Genomic DNA, 15,450 nt, shown 5'->3' on the forward strand with positions numbered 1-15,450 from the left:
AGATGCTGCGCCGGGCAGGTTCCGGCGCACATCGCAAAGGAGGGAGCCTCTAAAAACTGACCCGCGGCTGCGGCGCTATGCAGTCTGGTTCGTCCGCCGGTTTTTAGAGGTTCCTTGTAAGGGACCGCAAGGTCCATAACAAAACGTATCAGGCCTTATTAGGGTCATAAGATATGTCGAGTGAACCGTTTCTACGGCAAACCGTATCCATCACGGTAATTATGTTAACCACGGCGAAAACTAAAGCTTCAAAGCTTAAGGGATCATGATGCAGAACGGCGCAATGAAGGCCTGGCTGGATTCCTCCTATCTGGCGGGCGCGAACCAGTCTTACATAGAACAGCTCTATGAAGACTTCTTAACCGATCCGGGCTCCGTTGAAGATAGCTGGCGTTCCATTTTTCAACAGCTACCAACCGCGGGTGTTAAACCCGATCAGCTTCACTCTCAAACGCGTGACTACTTCCGCCGCCTGGCGAAAGACTCTGCGCGTTACAATACCACCATCAACGATCCAGACACCGACGCCAAACAGGTCAAGGTACTGCAGCTGATCAACGCCTTCCGTTTCCGCGGACATCAGCATGCCAACCTCGATCCGCTCGGCTTGTGGCAGCAGGAGACCGTTGCTGACCTCGATCCCGCTTACCACAATCTGACCGACGCCGACTTCCAGGAAACCTTCAACGTGGGTTCTTTTGCCATCGGCAAAGAAACCATGAAGTTGGGCGACCTGTATGCTGCGCTGAAGCAGACTTACTGCGGTTCGATCGGTGCGGAATACATGCATATCACCAATACCGAAGAGAAACGCTGGATCCAACAGCGCATCGAATCGGTAGCGGGGCGCGCCAGCTTTACTAACGAAGAGAAACGCCGTTTCCTGAACGAGCTGACCGCAGCGGAAGGTCTGGAACGCTATCTCGGCGCTAAATTCCCGGGAGCGAAACGCTTCTCTCTGGAAGGCGGCGATGCGCTGGTGCCAATGCTGAAAGAGATGGTTCGCCATGCCGGCAAGAACGGCACGCGCGAAGTGGTGCTGGGTATGGCCCACCGCGGCCGTCTGAACGTGTTGATCAACGTGCTGGGTAAAAAGCCCGCCGACCTGTTCGACGAGTTTGCCGGCAAGCATAAAGAACACCTCGGTACCGGTGACGTAAAATATCACCAGGGCTTCTCCTCCGACGTCGAAACCGAAGGCGGCATGGTTCACCTGGCGCTGGCGTTCAACCCGTCGCACCTGGAGATCGTCAGCCCGGTGGTTATGGGCTCCGTACGTGCCCGCCGCGATCGTCTGGACGAAGCGCGCAGCAACATGGTGCTGCCAATCACCATCCACGGTGACGCCGCCATTACCGGCCAGGGCGTGGTTCAGGAAACGCTGAACATGTCGCAGGCTCGCGGTTACGAAGTGGGCGGCACGGTGCGTATCGTCATCAACAACCAGGTTGGTTTCACCACCTCCAACCCGCTGGATGCACGCTCGACCCAATACTGTACCGATATCGCCAAAATGGTGCAGTCACCGATCTTCCACGTCAATGCTGACGATCCGGAAGCGGTGGCGTTTGTTACCCGTCTGGCGTTGGATTTCCGCAACACCTTCAAACGCGATGTGATGATCGATCTGGTCTGCTACCGTCGTCATGGGCATAACGAGGCCGACGAGCCAAGTGCAACCCAGCCGGTGATGTACCAGAAGATCAAAAAACACCCGACGCCGCGCAAGCTTTATGCTGACGTTCTTACCGAACAGAAAGTCGCGAGCCTGGAAGATGCCACGGAAATGGTCAACCTGTATCGCGATGCGCTCGATCGTGGCGATTGCGTGGTTGAAGAATGGCGTCCGATGAATCTGCATTCCTTTACCTGGTCGCCGTACCTGAACCATGAGTGGGACGAAGAGTACCCAAGCAAGGTTGAGATGAAGCGTCTGCAGGAACTGGCTCGTCGCATCAGCACCGTACCGGAAGCGATCGAAATGCAGTCGCGCGTAGCGAAAATCTACGGTGACCGTGCAGAGATGGCCGCAGGCAACAAAGCGTTCGACTGGGGGGCGGCTGAAACGCTGGCCTACGCCACTATGGTCGATGAAGGCATCCCGATTCGCATTTCCGGTGAAGATGCCGGGCGCGGGACCTTCTTCCACCGTCATGCTGTGGTGCATAACCAGAAAAACGGTTCGGTCTACGTTCCGCTGGCGAATGTGCACAGTGGGCAGGGCGAGTTTAAAGTCTGGGACTCCGTGCTGTCTGAAGAAGCGGTGCTGGCGTTCGAATACGGCTACGCCACTGCGGAACCGCGCACCCTGACCATCTGGGAAGCGCAGTTCGGTGACTTCGCCAACGGCGCTCAGGTCGTGATCGACCAGTTCATCAGCTCCGGCGAGCAGAAATGGGGCCGCATGTGTGGCCTGGTGATGCTGCTGCCGCACGGTTACGAAGGCCAGGGTCCGGAGCACTCCTCCGCGCGTCTGGAGCGTTACCTGCAGCTGTGTGCAGAACAGAATATGCAGGTGTGCATCCCGTCCACCCCGGCACAGGTTTACCATATGCTGCGTCGTCAGGCGCTGCGCGGTATGCGCCGTCCGTTGGTGGTGATGTCACCGAAATCCCTGCTGCGCCACCCGCTGGCGATTTCTTCTCTGGAAGAACTGGCTAACGGCACCTTCCTGCCGGCTATCGGCGAGATCGACGAGCTGGATCCGAAAGCGGTCAAACGCGTGGTGATGTGTTCCGGTAAGGTCTATTACGATTTGCTGGAACAGCGTCGCAAGAATGACCAGAAAGACGTGGCTATCGTACGTATCGAGCAGCTGTATCCGTTCCCGCACCAGGCCGTTCAGGCTGTGCTGGATAAGTATGCTCACGTGCATGATTTCGTCTGGTGTCAGGAAGAGCCGCTGAACCAGGGCGCCTGGTACTGCAGCCAACACAATTTCCGTGAAGTCGTGCCGTTCGGGGCTTCTTTACGTTACGCCGGACGTCCAGCCTCCGCCTCTCCGGCGGTCGGTTATATGTCCGTACACCAGAAGCAGCAACAGGCTCTGGTTAATGACGCGCTGAATATTGAATAAAGATTAAGGGAAAGCTAAATGAGTAGCGTAGATATTCTGGTTCCTGACCTTCCTGAATCGGTTGCCGATGCGACCGTAGCCACCTGGCACAAGAAACCAGGCGACAGCGTCCAGCGTGACGAAGTTCTGGTTGAAATCGAAACTGACAAAGTTGTGTTGGAAGTGCCGGCCAGCGAAGCAGGTATTCTTGATGCGATCGTGGAAGAAGAGGGCGCAACCGTGCTTTCTCGCCAGATCCTCGGCCGTATTCGCCCGGGCGATAGCTCTGGCAAGCCGACCGAAGAGAAAAGCCAGGCTAAAGAAGCCACTCCGGCACAGCGCGCAACCGCCAGCCTGGAAGAAGAGAGCAACGATGCACTCAGCCCGGCGATCCGCCGTCTGATTGCGGAACACGATCTCGACGCTGCAGCCATCAAAGGCAGCGGCGTGGGTGGCCGTATCACTCGCGAAGACGTGGAAGCGCATCTGGCTAACGGCAAGAAAGCCGACAAGCCGGCCGCAGCCGTAGTTGAAGCCGCACCGCAGCCTGCCCTGAGCAACCGCAGCGAAAAACGCGTGCCGATGACCCGTCTGCGCAAGCGCGTGGCTGAGCGTCTGTTGGAAGCGAAGAACAGCACTGCGATGCTGACTACCTTCAATGAAATCAACATGCAGCCGATCATGGACCTGCGCAAGCAGTACGGTGAAGCTTTTGAAAAACGCCACGGTGTACGTCTGGGCTTCATGTCCTTCTACATCAAGGCGGTGGTTGAAGCGCTGAAACGCTTCCCGGAAGTGAACGCTTCCATTGATGGTACTGATGTGGTCTACCACAACTATTTCGATATCAGCATTGCGGTATCTACCCCACGCGGCCTGGTGACCCCGGTACTGCGCGATGTAGACAGCATGAGCATGGCGGACATCGAGAAGAAAATCAAAGAGCTGGCGGTCAAAGGCCGTGACGGCAAATTGACCGTGGAAGAACTGACCGGCGGTAACTTCACCATTACCAACGGCGGCGTATTTGGTTCACTGATGTCTACCCCGATCATCAACCCACCGCAGAGCGCGATCCTGGGCATGCACGCCATTAAAGATCGCCCAATGGCGGTGAATGGCCAGGTTGTGATCCAGCCAATGATGTATCTGGCACTTTCTTACGATCACCGCCTGATCGACGGCAAAGAGTCCGTTGGTTACCTGGTGACGGTGAAAGAGATGCTGGAAGATCCGGCTCGTCTGCTGCTGGACGTATAACCCTGATGGGCGCGGTACGCCGCGCCCACACTCTGTGCTATGTGGCCGACAAAAGTCATGCGGTTTTCCGCCAAAATGGCTCGGCTAAAACCTTCAGAACTGAATGGATAGAACATCATGAATTTACACGAATATCAGGCAAAACAGCTGTTTGCTCGGTATGGCATGCCGGCACCAACCGGTTACGCCTGTACCACACCGCGTGAAGCAGAAGAAGCCGCATCCAAAATCGGCTCCGGCCCGTGGGTGGTAAAATGTCAGGTTCATGCTGGCGGTCGCGGTAAAGCTGGCGGCGTTAAAGTGGTTAACAGCAAAGAAGACATCCGTGCTTTCGCTGAAGCCTGGCTGGGCAAGCGTCTGGTGACCTACCAGACTGACGCGCTGGGTCAACCGGTTCACCAGATCCTGGTAGAAGCGGCGACCGACATCGATAAAGAACTGTATCTGGGTGCGGTAGTTGACCGTGCAAGCCGTCGCGTGGTGTTTATGGCATCCACCGAAGGTGGCGTTGAGATTGAAAAAGTTGCGGAAGAAACCCCGGAACTGATCCACAAAATGACCATCGACCCACTGGCAGGTCCACAGCCTTACCAGGGCCGTGAGTTGGCCTTCAAACTGGGTCTGACCGGCAAGCAAGTCGGTCAGTTCGCCAAGATCTTCATGGGTTTGGCAACCTTGTTCCTGGAGCGCGACCTGGCGATGGTTGAGATCAACCCGCTGGTAGTCACCAAGCAGGGCGATCTGATCTGCCTGGACGGCAAACTGGGTGCCGACGGCAACGCACTGTTCCGCCAGTCTGAACTGCGTGAAATGCGTGACCCTTCTCAGGAAGACGAGCGTGAATCCCGTGCTGCACAGTGGGAGCTGAACTACGTTGCTCTCGACGGCAACATCGGTTGCATGGTTAACGGCGCGGGTCTGGCGATGGGTACCATGGACATCGTTAAACTGCACGGCGGCGAACCGGCCAACTTCCTCGACGTAGGCGGCGGCGCGACCAAAGAGCGCGTGACTGAAGCGTTCAAAATCATCCTGTCTGACGACAAGGTGAAAGCGGTTCTGGTTAACATTTTCGGTGGTATCGTACGCTGCGATCTGATCGCCGACGGCATCATTGGCGCAGTCGCCGAAGTGGGCGTTAACGTCCCTGTGGTCGTGCGTCTGGAAGGGAACAATGCCGAACTGGGCGCCAAGAAACTGGCGGACAGCGGTCTGAATATCATTGCTGCGACCAGCCTGACTGATGCGGCTCAGCAAGTTGTTGCGGCAGTGGAGGGTAAATAATGTCCATTTTAATCGATAAGAACACCAAAGTAATTTGCCAGGGCTTCACCGGTAGCCAGGGGACCTTCCACTCCGAGCAGGCTATCGCTTACGGCACTAAAATGGTCGGTGGCGTTACGCCGGGCAAAGGCGGCACTCAACACCTGGGTCTGCCGGTGTTCAACACCGTGCGTGAAGCGGTCGAAGCTACTGGCGCTACTGCGTCCGTGATCTACGTACCGGCGCCGTTCTGCAAAGATTCCATTCTGGAAGCTATCGATGCAGGTATCAAACTGATCATCACCATCACCGAAGGCATCCCGACGCTGGATATGCTGACCGTGAAAGTGAAGCTGGATGAAGCCGGCGTGCGCATGATTGGCCCGAACTGCCCAGGCGTTATCACTCCGGGCGAGTGCAAAATCGGCATCATGCCAGGGCACATCCACCTGCCGGGCAAAGTGGGCATCGTTTCCCGCTCTGGCACCCTGACTTATGAAGCGGTTAAGCAAACCACCGATACCGGTCTGGGCCAGTCTACCTGTGTGGGCATCGGCGGCGACCCGATCCCAGGCTCCAACTTCATCGATATCCTGAAAATGTTCCAGGAAGATCCGCAGACTGAAGCGATTGTGATGATCGGCGAGATCGGCGGTAGCGCGGAAGAAGAAGCTGCAGCTTACATCAAAGAACACGTCACCAAGCCGGTTGTTGGCTACATTGCCGGCGTTACTGCGCCGAAAGGCAAACGTATGGGCCACGCAGGCGCCATCATCGCCGGCGGCAAAGGCACTGCGGACGAAAAATTCGCAGCGCTGGAAGCAGCCGGGGTTAAAACCGTACGCAGCCTGGCTGACATCGGTGAAGCGGTAAAAGCGGTATTGAACCGCTGATACGGTAATAGTCTCTCGACATGATTGGCCACCCTTTTGGGTGGCCTTTTTTATGGAAAGGGGTCAGAAGCTGTTGAGCGCCTTGATCAGCGCGATGCGATCCTGCAGACGTTGTTTTTGCATTGCGTCGTTGCTGGTTCCCCGTTGCTTTTCGAGCGAGGAGAGGGCGGAGTTATAGTCGGCGGCGTCACTGAATAATGCGTCTTTGACGTTGATTGATGCCACGTTGGTATAACGGCCGTCATCGGTGGTGGGGACGCGGATGATGCCTTGATTTAACAGACTTTTGACGATCGCCCGCTGGGGTTCATAGCCTTCCATGCCCACCAGTTTCCAGCGCTGCTGCGGCAGCCCTTGATATTGTCCTTTTTTCACTTCCGTCAGATAACGCAGGGTGAGATTGCGGATGGTGCCTTCCTCCTCGCCGTATTGCGCCTTGCTGTCGGACAGCACCGGGAAGGATTGCCCCTCCAGCGCACCGCCTTTTTGCGTCAGATGCCCCATGCGATAGCTGTTCATGCCCAGGCGAATCGGCATCTCGTCGGTAACCGGGGTGCCATCGGCTAGGCGTAAATCGGTAATGCGCGAACCGGCGGGTTGGCGCAGATCGATGCTGTAGGTGACGCCGTCGAAAAAGTCGTTGGTGGAGTATTTGGAGGAGCGACGCGCCGGGTTAAAGCTGTAGGTAACATCACCCGGCTTAAGCTGGTTAAAGTAACCGGCGGACCATTCCATATACTGTTTTAACGCTTTGCCGTTAAGCTGATAAACGGTGATTTCACCGCCGGCGTATTGATAGTTAAACGCGATATCCTTGGCCTTGATTTCACCGACATCGAGTTTGGCGGAGTCATTATCGATTTGCAGGGCGATCACCTGCGCCTGCGGTGCGTAATAACGGGCGGCTTGCTGGAACAGGGCGCTGATGCCGGTATCCTGAATATGCACTTGCGGAATACCCTTGATCTCGTCGGCCGGCACCAGATCGCTGCCGGTCAGCGTCGCTACCACCCGATTGGCATTGGCGCGCAGAATATCGTGATACGGCTGGTAGAGGGCCAGCATGCCGCTGTCGGGTGTGATGCCCTTAATCGGGTAGGTAAAACTGTCTTTATTGATCAGGGCGAACTTGCCGTCGCGCCGTTCAAACTGCAGATCGATGCGCGATAGCGCACGGCCATATTTATCCGGCTCGGTAATAATGACGCCGTTGACCACCGCCTTGTCGATTTTTACATGCATATGCCCGGCAACGATCGCGGCCAGTTGCGGGTTGGCGTTGGCAATGTCGGCCACGCCGGTGCCTGGCCGCTGGTTTTCGTTATCGATACCCATATGCGCCACCAGAACGATGGCGTCGACCTGGCCGTCAATCTCGCTGATTACGTTCTTCACCGCTTGCACAGGGTCGGTAAAGTTCAGCCCTTTGGTGCGATCGGTGCCTTTGGCAAACTCGGCGGTCATTGGCGTATCCATGCCGATAATGCCGATTTTAACGCCCTGGCGTTCGATAATTTTGTACGCCGGCAGGAACGGCTTGCCGTTATCCCAGAAAATATTGCCCGCCAGCGCGGTGCCTTCAAACTGCTTGAGTGGCGTCGCCAGCACCGGCAGGCCGAAATCGAACTCGTGGTTGCCCACCACCCAGACGTCGTACTTGAGCGCGTTAAAGCCCAGCATCATCGGGCTGATGGCCTCATGTTTGAAGGTTTCGACAAAATTGCCCTGAATGGTGTCGCCGGCGTCAACCAGGATCAGGTTGGGTTGTTCGGTACGCAGTTTTTTAATCTGAGTGGCGATCTGGCTCAGGCTGCCTGCCAGGTTTTCGGTATCGCTGGCGTAGTCCCAGGGCACGAAGGTGCCGTGCAGGTCAGAGGTGCCCAGCAACGTAATGTTCACCGTTTCCGCGGCGACGGCGCTCCCTGAGAGTCCAAGAACAGAGGCAAAAAGAATTTTTTTCATAAGTTATTGTAGGCCAAAGATTTTTTATACAAGATTCTATTTTGCTACAAAAATGCAACCTTTACGATCAAATAGCTAAAAATAGACTAATATTGGAGAGAGTTTTTTTGCTTTTGTGACTGAAATCACTGTGTTCGATTATTGGAAATAAAAAGTTAATTATGTCGCATAATAAGCGCGTAATAATACAATGGCACTGCTTTTAAATTACATTTATTTAACACAAAAATATCATTAAAAAACAATTAAACCATTACGCAACATGACCCTAAGAAAATTATGAGAAATGTGCTGATGAATATGGAAATAATACTGAGATAGGCTTAAATTGTTTCAGATCAAATTAGCCCAGAGTCCCTCTTTTGGCCAGGATTTGACCTGTAACCCAAAGTCTAACCCACATCACGCAAAAACCTATTTATTGTGTGGGATTGGGCGAGTATCATCCATGTTGTGATTATGGATGGTTGATCTTGTTGCATTTGTTACCCGTTGTCGGTTTTCAGTGGTGTGCTTGACGTTGGCCCGCGTGGCCTTGCGGTGAGTGTGCGGTTGAAAGCGGAGAAGCTGGATCAAATTTGTTGTTTTTAAGGGCATTCACTGCGGGGCGTTACCGGTGTCTTCGAAAGAAGTATTGCCGATAACCGCATGTCGGAGTCTTCCTGCGAGGAGCAAGGAGTCAAGATGTTTGATATTGTCGAACTGTCGCGCTTACAGTTTGCTTTAACGGCGATGTACCATTTCTTATTTGTCCCATTAACGCTAGGCATGGCGTTTTTGCTGGCAATTATGGAAACGGTATATGTACTGTCTGGCAAACAAATCTATAAAGATATGACCAAATTCTGGGGCAAGTTATTTGCGATTAACTTTGCTCTGGGTGTGGCCACCGGTTTGACCATGGAGTTCCAGTTCGGGACCAACTGGTCATATTTCTCCCATTACGTCGGTGATATTTTCGGGGCCCCGCTGGCCATCGAAGGTCTGATGGCGTTCTTCCTTGAATCGACGCTGGTCGGGCTGTTCTTCTTCGGCTGGGATCGTCTGAGCAAAGTGCAGCACATGGCGGTAACCTGGCTTGTGGCGCTGGGCTCGAACTTCTCCGCACTGTGGATCCTGGTTGCCAACGGCTGGATGCAGAACCCGATCGCCTCTGACTTCAACTTCGAAACCATGCGCATGGAGATGCTCAGCTTCTCCGAGTTGGTGCTCAACCCGGTTGCGCAGGTGAAGTTTGTGCACACCGTGGCTGCCGGCTACACCTGTGGCGCGATGTTTGTTCTGGGTATCAGCTCTTACTACCTGTTGAAAGGCCGCGATGTCGCCTTCGCCAAGCGCTCCTTCGCCATTGCCGCCAGTTTCGGTATGGCTGCCGTACTGTCCGTTATCGTGCTGGGTGATGAATCCGGTTACGAAATGGGCGACGTGCAGAAAACCAAGCTGGCCGCTATCGAAGCCGAGTGGGAAACCCAACCGGCTCCGGCCGCCTTTACCCTGTTCGGGATCCCGAATCAGGATAAAATGGAAAACTCCTACGCGATTCAAATCCCTTACGCGCTCGGGCTGATTGCGACTCGCTCAACGGACACCCAGGTCACCGGCCTGAAAGATCTGATGGCGCAGCATGAAGTGCGTATCCGCAACGGCATGAAAGCTTACCAACTGCTCGAAGAGCTGCGTGGTGGTAATACCGATCCGGCCGTGCGCGCCGAGTTCAACAAAGCCAAGCAGGATCTGGGCTACGGTCTGTTGCTGAAGCGTTATACCTCGAACGTCACCGACGCGACGGAAGCGCAGATCCAGCAAGCGACCAAAGACTCCATCCCACGCGTGGCGCCGCTGTACTTCGCCTTCCGCATCATGGTGGCCTGTGGTGTGCTGATGCTGTTTATCATCGGTCTGTCGTTCTGGAGCGTGATTCGCGGGCGCATCGGTCAGAGAAAATGGCTGCATCGCGCGGCGCTGTATGGCTTGCCGCTGCCTTGGATTGCGATCGAAGCCGGCTGGTTTGTGGCTGAATACGGTCGTCAACCTTGGGCGATCGGTGAGGTGCTGCCGACGGCTGTCGCCAACTCTTCACTGACTGCGGGCGACATTCTGTTCTCGATGGGGCTGATTTGCGGCTTGTACACCCTGTTCCTGGTGGCTGAGATGTACCTGATGTTCAAATTTGCGCGTCTGGGTCCAAGCAGCCTGAAAACTGGCCGCTACCACTTTGAACAACCGACTGCCGCCGTGCAGGAAGCGCGCTAAACAGGAGTCCACGTATGTTTGACTATGAAGTACTGCGATTTATCTGGTGGGCTCTGATTGGCGTACTGCTGATCGGTTTCGCCGTCACCGACGGTTTCGACATGGGCGTCGGCATCCTGCTGCGCATTATCGGCAAAACCGATACTGAGCGCCGGGTGATGATCAACTCTATCGCTCCGCACTGGGACGGTAATCAGGTGTGGCTGATCACCGCAGGTGGCGCGCTGTTCGCCGCCTGGCCGATGGTCTACGCGGCGGCGTTCTCCGGTTTCTATGTCGCGATGATCCTGGTGCTGTCAGCCTTGTTCTTCCGCCCGGTCGGTTTTGACTACCGTTCGAAGCTGGAAAACAGCCGCTGGCGCAACATGTGGGACTGGGGCATTTTCATCGGCAGCTTTGTGCCGGCCGTGGTGTTCGGCGTGGCGTTCGGCAACCTGTTGCAGGGCGTGCCGTTCCACATGGACGAATACATGCGTCTGTTCTACACCGGCAACTTCTTCCAACTGCTGAACCCGTTCGGCCTGTTGGCGGGTGTGGTCAGCCTGACCATGCTGGTGACGCAAGGGGCAACTTATCTGCAGATGCGTACCTCCGGCGAGATCCACCTGCGCGCACGCGCTGCGGCGCAGATCTCCACGCTGGTGATGGCGGTATGCTTCCTGCTGGGCGGCGTATGGCTGGTGAAAGGCATCGATGGGTATGTGATTACCTCGGCGCTGAATACTATGGCGGAGTCTAATCCGATGCGTAAAGAAGTGGCGCATCAGGCGGGTGCCTGGTTGATTAACTTCAACAAGTACCCGGCGCTGTGGGCGCTGCCTGCGTTGGGCGTAGTGCTGCCATTGTTCACCGCGCTGTTCTCGCGCTTGCAGAAAGACGCGTTGGCCTTTGTGTCTTCGTCACTGACCATTGCCTGTGTGATTCTGACTGCCGGGGTAACCATGTTCCCGTTCGTGATGCCATCGAGCACCGTGCCTAACGTTAGCCTGACCATGTGGGACGCGACGTCCAGCCTGTTTACGCTAGAAGTGATGACCGTTGTTGCGGCGATCTTCGTGCCTATCGTTCTGGCGTACACCAGTTGGTCGTACTACAAAATGTTTGGCCGTCTCGACAAGAACTTCATCGAGAACAACAAGCATTCGCTGTATTAAGGATAAGGAGCTAAACCATGTGGTATTTTGCCTGGATTCTCGGAACGCTTCTTGCCTGCGCCTTCGGCATCATCACGGCGCTGGCGCTTGAGCATCACGAAGATTCAAAAGCACAGCAAGACGGTAAGTGATGAGTTCGTCATTAACCGACAAGCTGTACGCCGTGACCGACAAGGGCCCGGTTCGGGCCCTTTCACTGGCATTGGCGTTGATTTTGGCGGGCTGTATTTTCTGGGATCCGACCCGCTTTGCGGCGAAGACCAGCTCGCTGGAGATTTGGGAAGGCCTGCTGCTTATTTGGGCGGTGTGCACCGGCATGATTCACGGCGTTGGGTTTCGGCCACAGCGTTCGTTATGGCGCGCTTTTTTTGCGCCACTTCCGGCAATTGTGATCTTGGCCGCAGGATTACTTTACGTTTCTTTATAATCTCTGTTATATCCCCGTGTTATGGGCCGTTCCGGCCCATAATTATTTTCGTTCCCTTCTTGTAACCCATTCCCAACCCGATCCGTCTTGCGTATAGTAGCACCGTTAAATTGCATTGCTGGGAAGTAGAGTGAGTAATACGTTGTTTCGATGGCCGGTTCGCGTTTACTACGAGGATACCGATGCCAGTGGTGTGGTCTATCACGCCCGCTATGTCGCCTTTTTTGAAAGAGCGCGCACCGAGATGCTGCGTCACCACAACTTTCATCAACAGCAGCTACTCAGTGAACATATCGCTTTCGTAGTCCGGCGCATGACGGTGGATTATCTGGTTCCGGCTCGTCTCGATGAACAGCTGGAAGTACAGAGTGAAATCACCTCAATGCGCGGGGCTTCTCTCACGTTTGCTCAACGTATTGTCAATTCTGACGGAACTCTTTTGAGTCAGGCCGATGTGTTGATTGCATGCATTGATCCACACCAAATGAAGCCGATAGCGCTTCCTAAGTCTATTGTCGCGGAGTTTAAGCAGTGAATGAGATGAACATCCTAGATTTATTCTTGAAGGCAAGCCTGCTGGTTAAGCTTATCATGTTGATTTTGATATGCTTCTCGGTGGCCTCCTGGGCGATCATCATTCAGCGCACCCGCATCCTTAATGCGGCCACGCGTGACGCCGAGGCCTTTGAAGACAAATTCTGGTCCGGTATTGAACTTTCCCGTCTGTATCAGGAAAGCCAGGCACGTCGCGATAGCCTGACCGGCTCCGAACAAATTTTCCATTCTGGTTTCAAAGAATTCGCTCGCTTGCACCGCGCTAACAACCATGCGCCGGAATCGGTGATCGAAGGCGCGTCACGCGCTATGCGCATCTCGATGAACCGCGAGCTGGAAACGCTGGAAAACCACATTCCTTTCCTCGGCACCGTGGGGTCGATCAGTCCGTATATCGGTTTGTTCGGCACCGTGTGGGGGATTATGCACGCCTTTATCGCACTGGGTGCGGTGAAACAGGCCACGCTGCAAATGGTAGCACCGGGTATCGCCGAAGCACTGATCGCAACCGCCATCGGTTTGTTCGCCGCTATCCCGGCCGTTATGGCCTATAACCGCCTCAACCAGCGCGTCAACAAGCTTGAGCAGAATTACGACAACTTTATGGAAGAGTTCACCGCTATTCTGCATCGTCAGGCCTTCTCCAGCGACAGCAAATAAGTAGGAGGTAGCATGGCGAGAGTTCGTGGACGCAATCGGCGAGAGCTGAAGTCCGAAATTAACATAGTTCCGTTGCTCGACGTGTTGCTGGTGCTGTTGCTGATCTTTATGGCAACCGCGCCGATCATCACCCAGAGCGTTGAGGTCTCCCTGCCGGACGCCACCGATTCCAAGGCGGTGTCCAGTGACGATAACCCGCCGGTGATCCTCGAGGTTTCCGGTGTCGGTCAATATACGTTGGTGGTGGATCACAACCGCATGGAGTTGTTGCCGCCGGAGCAGGTTGCAGCCGAAGCCAAGTCGCGTTTAGCGGCTAACCCGAAGACGGTCTTTTTGATCGGCGGGGCGAAGGAAGTACCCTACGATGAGATTATCAAGGCATTGAATATTCTCCATCAGGCGGGCGTCGCTTCCGTGGGGCTGATGACCCAGCCAATCTGACCCTAAGGTTGGAGGCAACCCGGTTCTTGTGCTCAGGCGCAGGAACCCCGTATAAGCAACACCAGTTTTTGGGAATCTATTTTGGTAAAGGCAACTGAGCAAAACGATAAGCTGAACCGCGCCGTTATTGTTTCGGTCGTTCTGCACTTCATATTGATTGCCCTGCTGATTTGGGGATCGCTGCAAGAAAACGTCAACATGGACAGCGCCGGCGGTGGCGGCGAGGGTTCGGTTGTCGGTGCAGTGATGGTCGATCCTGGGGCAGTGGTGGAGCAGTACAACCGCCAGCAACAGCAGAGTAACGACGCGCAGCGTGCTGAAAAGCAGCGCCAGAAAAAAGCGGAGCAACAGGCCGAAGAACTTCAGCAGAAGCAGGCGGCGGAACAACAGCGCCTGAAAGAGCTGGAGAAAGAGCGTTTGACCGCGCAGGAAAAAGCGGCGCAGGACGCGAAAGAACAGGCTGAACAGCAAAAGCAGGCCGCAGAGCAGCAAAAGCAAGCGGCAGAACAGCAGAAACAGGCCGCCGAGCAAGAAAAGCAGGCCGCTGAACAGCAAAAAGTGGTCGAGAAGGCTGCGGAGAAAGCCAAAGAACAACAGAAAGTAGCGGAAGCGGCCGCCGCCAAGGCTAAGGCTGAAGCGGATAAAGTTGCCAAGGCACAAGCGGACGCGCAGAAGAAAGCGGAAGCTGAAGCCAAGAAAGAAGCCGCCGCCGCCGCTGCCGCCAAGAAACAGGCGGAAGAAGCGAAGAAAGCGGCTGCCGCTGAGCAAAAAGCGACTGAAGCCGCAGAGAAAAAAGCGGCTGCTGACGCCGAGAAGAAAGCCGCAGCGGAAGCTGAGAAGAAAGCTGCAGCAGAAGCCGAGAAAGCCGAGAAAAAGGCAGCTGCTGACGCCGAGAAGAAAGCGGCCGCAGAGGCTGAGAAAAAAGCGGCTGCTGCCGAGAAGGCCGCAGCCAAGAAAGCCGCAGCGGATGCCAAGAAGAAGGCGGCTGCCGAAGCTGCTGAGCAGTCTTCCGATGTGAACAGTCTGTTTGGCGACCTGGCGGACGGTAAGAACGCACCGAAAGGTGGCGGCGCCAAGTCTGGCGGCGCTAAGTCGAAGGGCGACGGTAAACCTGCCGGTCAGGGCAATGCCAAGACTGCGGGGGCCAGTGGGGCGGATATTAATGGTTATTTGGGGCAGATTAAGGGCGCGATCGAGAGCAAGTTTTATGATGCCAGCTCGTTCGCCGGTAAGACCTGTAACCTGCGTATTAAGCTGGCACCGGATGGCCTGTTGATTGATGTTAAAGCTGAAGGGGGTGATCCGGCTCTGTGTCAGGCGGCGATAGCCGCAGCGAAGCAGGCGAAGATCCCGAAACCACCTAGCCAGGCTGTGTATGAGGTGTTTAAGAATGCTCCCCTTGTATTCAAACCATAATAACGGTTGATTGACTAAGTCATATCGCAGGGATGTACTAAGGTAACCAACAGGGATTATGTAGTTTTGTTTGCGTTGGTTTGTTAAAATTCTGCTAATTTATCGCAGGCA

Annotated in this window: 13 protein-coding genes; 12 read left to right on the forward strand and 1 reads right to left on the reverse strand. The window is 55.1% G+C overall.

Going from position 1 to position 15,450, the window contains the following annotated elements:
- Positions 1-268: 268 nt before the first annotated feature.
- The 4 genes from sucA (at position 269) to sucD (ending at position 6,471) form a co-directional block, all read left to right on the forward strand.
- Positions 269-3,076, forward strand: a complete 2,808-nt coding sequence (gene sucA / locus JEM67_RS07025; protein WP_199635573.1) for a 2-oxoglutarate dehydrogenase E1 component — start codon at positions 269-271, stop codon at positions 3,074-3,076.
- Between the two features lie 18 nt (positions 3,077-3,094).
- Positions 3,095-4,315, forward strand: a complete 1,221-nt coding sequence (gene odhB / locus JEM67_RS07030) for a 2-oxoglutarate dehydrogenase complex dihydrolipoyllysine-residue succinyltransferase (protein ID WP_199635485.1) — start codon at positions 3,095-3,097, stop codon at positions 4,313-4,315.
- Positions 4,316-4,432: 117 nt separating this feature from the next.
- A complete protein-coding gene (gene sucC / locus JEM67_RS07035; RefSeq protein ID WP_004949756.1) occupies positions 4,433-5,599 on the forward strand; it encodes an ADP-forming succinate--CoA ligase subunit beta in 1,167 nt (388 codons plus the stop codon).
- On the forward strand, positions 5,599-6,471 hold the full coding sequence (sucD, locus tag JEM67_RS07040; RefSeq protein WP_004949757.1) for a succinate--CoA ligase subunit alpha: 873 nt from the start codon (positions 5,599-5,601) through the stop codon (positions 6,469-6,471). Before sucC ends, sucD begins: the two co-directional genes overlap by 1 nt.
- A gap of 63 nt (positions 6,472-6,534) precedes the next feature.
- Here sucD and JEM67_RS07045 read toward each other — a convergent pair whose 3' ends face one another.
- Positions 6,535-8,433: a bifunctional metallophosphatase/5'-nucleotidase gene (locus JEM67_RS07045; protein WP_199635484.1), complete on the reverse strand. Its 1,899-nt coding sequence runs from the start codon at positions 8,431-8,433 to the stop codon at positions 6,535-6,537.
- 684 nt (positions 8,434-9,117) lie between these two features.
- On the opposite strand from JEM67_RS07045, the gene cydA reads away from it, so the two are divergent.
- From cydA to tolA, 8 genes are all read left to right on the forward strand, one after another.
- Positions 9,118-10,686 (forward strand): cytochrome ubiquinol oxidase subunit I, encoded by a 1,569-nt coding sequence (cydA, locus tag JEM67_RS07050; protein ID WP_199635483.1) that lies wholly within the window; start codon positions 9,118-9,120, stop codon positions 10,684-10,686.
- A gap of 14 nt (positions 10,687-10,700) precedes the next feature.
- Positions 10,701-11,840: a cytochrome d ubiquinol oxidase subunit II gene (gene cydB / locus JEM67_RS07055; RefSeq protein WP_199635482.1), complete on the forward strand. Its 1,140-nt coding sequence runs from the start codon at positions 10,701-10,703 to the stop codon at positions 11,838-11,840.
- A gap of 17 nt (positions 11,841-11,857) precedes the next feature.
- Positions 11,858-11,971 carry a cytochrome bd-I oxidase subunit CydX gene (cydX, locus tag JEM67_RS07060; RefSeq protein ID WP_004949761.1) on the forward strand — a complete coding sequence of 38 codons (114 nt, stop codon included), beginning with the start codon at positions 11,858-11,860 and terminating at the stop codon, positions 11,969-11,971.
- The gene (gene ybgE / locus JEM67_RS07065; protein ID WP_013811927.1) at positions 11,971-12,267 is read left to right on the forward strand and encodes a cyd operon protein YbgE; all 297 of its coding nucleotides are present in this window, start codon (positions 11,971-11,973) and stop codon (positions 12,265-12,267) included. Before cydX ends, ybgE begins: the two co-directional genes overlap by 1 nt.
- A 130-nt stretch (positions 12,268-12,397) precedes the next feature.
- Positions 12,398-12,802 carry a tol-pal system-associated acyl-CoA thioesterase gene (gene ybgC, locus JEM67_RS07070; RefSeq protein ID WP_013811928.1) on the forward strand — a complete coding sequence of 135 codons (405 nt, stop codon included), beginning with the start codon at positions 12,398-12,400 and terminating at the stop codon, positions 12,800-12,802.
- Positions 12,799-13,482 carry a Tol-Pal system protein TolQ gene (tolQ, locus tag JEM67_RS07075; RefSeq protein WP_006324117.1) on the forward strand — a complete coding sequence of 228 codons (684 nt, stop codon included), beginning with the start codon at positions 12,799-12,801 and terminating at the stop codon, positions 13,480-13,482. Before ybgC ends, tolQ begins: the two co-directional genes overlap by 4 nt.
- Before the next feature lie 12 nt (positions 13,483-13,494).
- The gene (tolR, locus tag JEM67_RS07080) at positions 13,495-13,923 is read left to right on the forward strand and encodes a colicin uptake protein TolR (protein ID WP_013811929.1); all 429 of its coding nucleotides are present in this window, start codon (positions 13,495-13,497) and stop codon (positions 13,921-13,923) included.
- A gap of 81 nt (positions 13,924-14,004) precedes the next feature.
- Positions 14,005-15,339, forward strand: coding sequence for a cell envelope integrity protein TolA (gene tolA / locus JEM67_RS07085; protein ID WP_199635481.1), 1,335 nt, complete (start codon positions 14,005-14,007; stop codon positions 15,337-15,339).
- Positions 15,340-15,450: the final 111 nt, after the last annotated feature.

The sequence above is a fragment of the Serratia sp. PAMC26656 genome (genome assembly GCF_016469055.2).
In the GTDB taxonomy this organism is placed as follows: Bacteria; Pseudomonadota; Gammaproteobacteria; order Enterobacterales; family Enterobacteriaceae; genus Serratia; species Serratia plymuthica.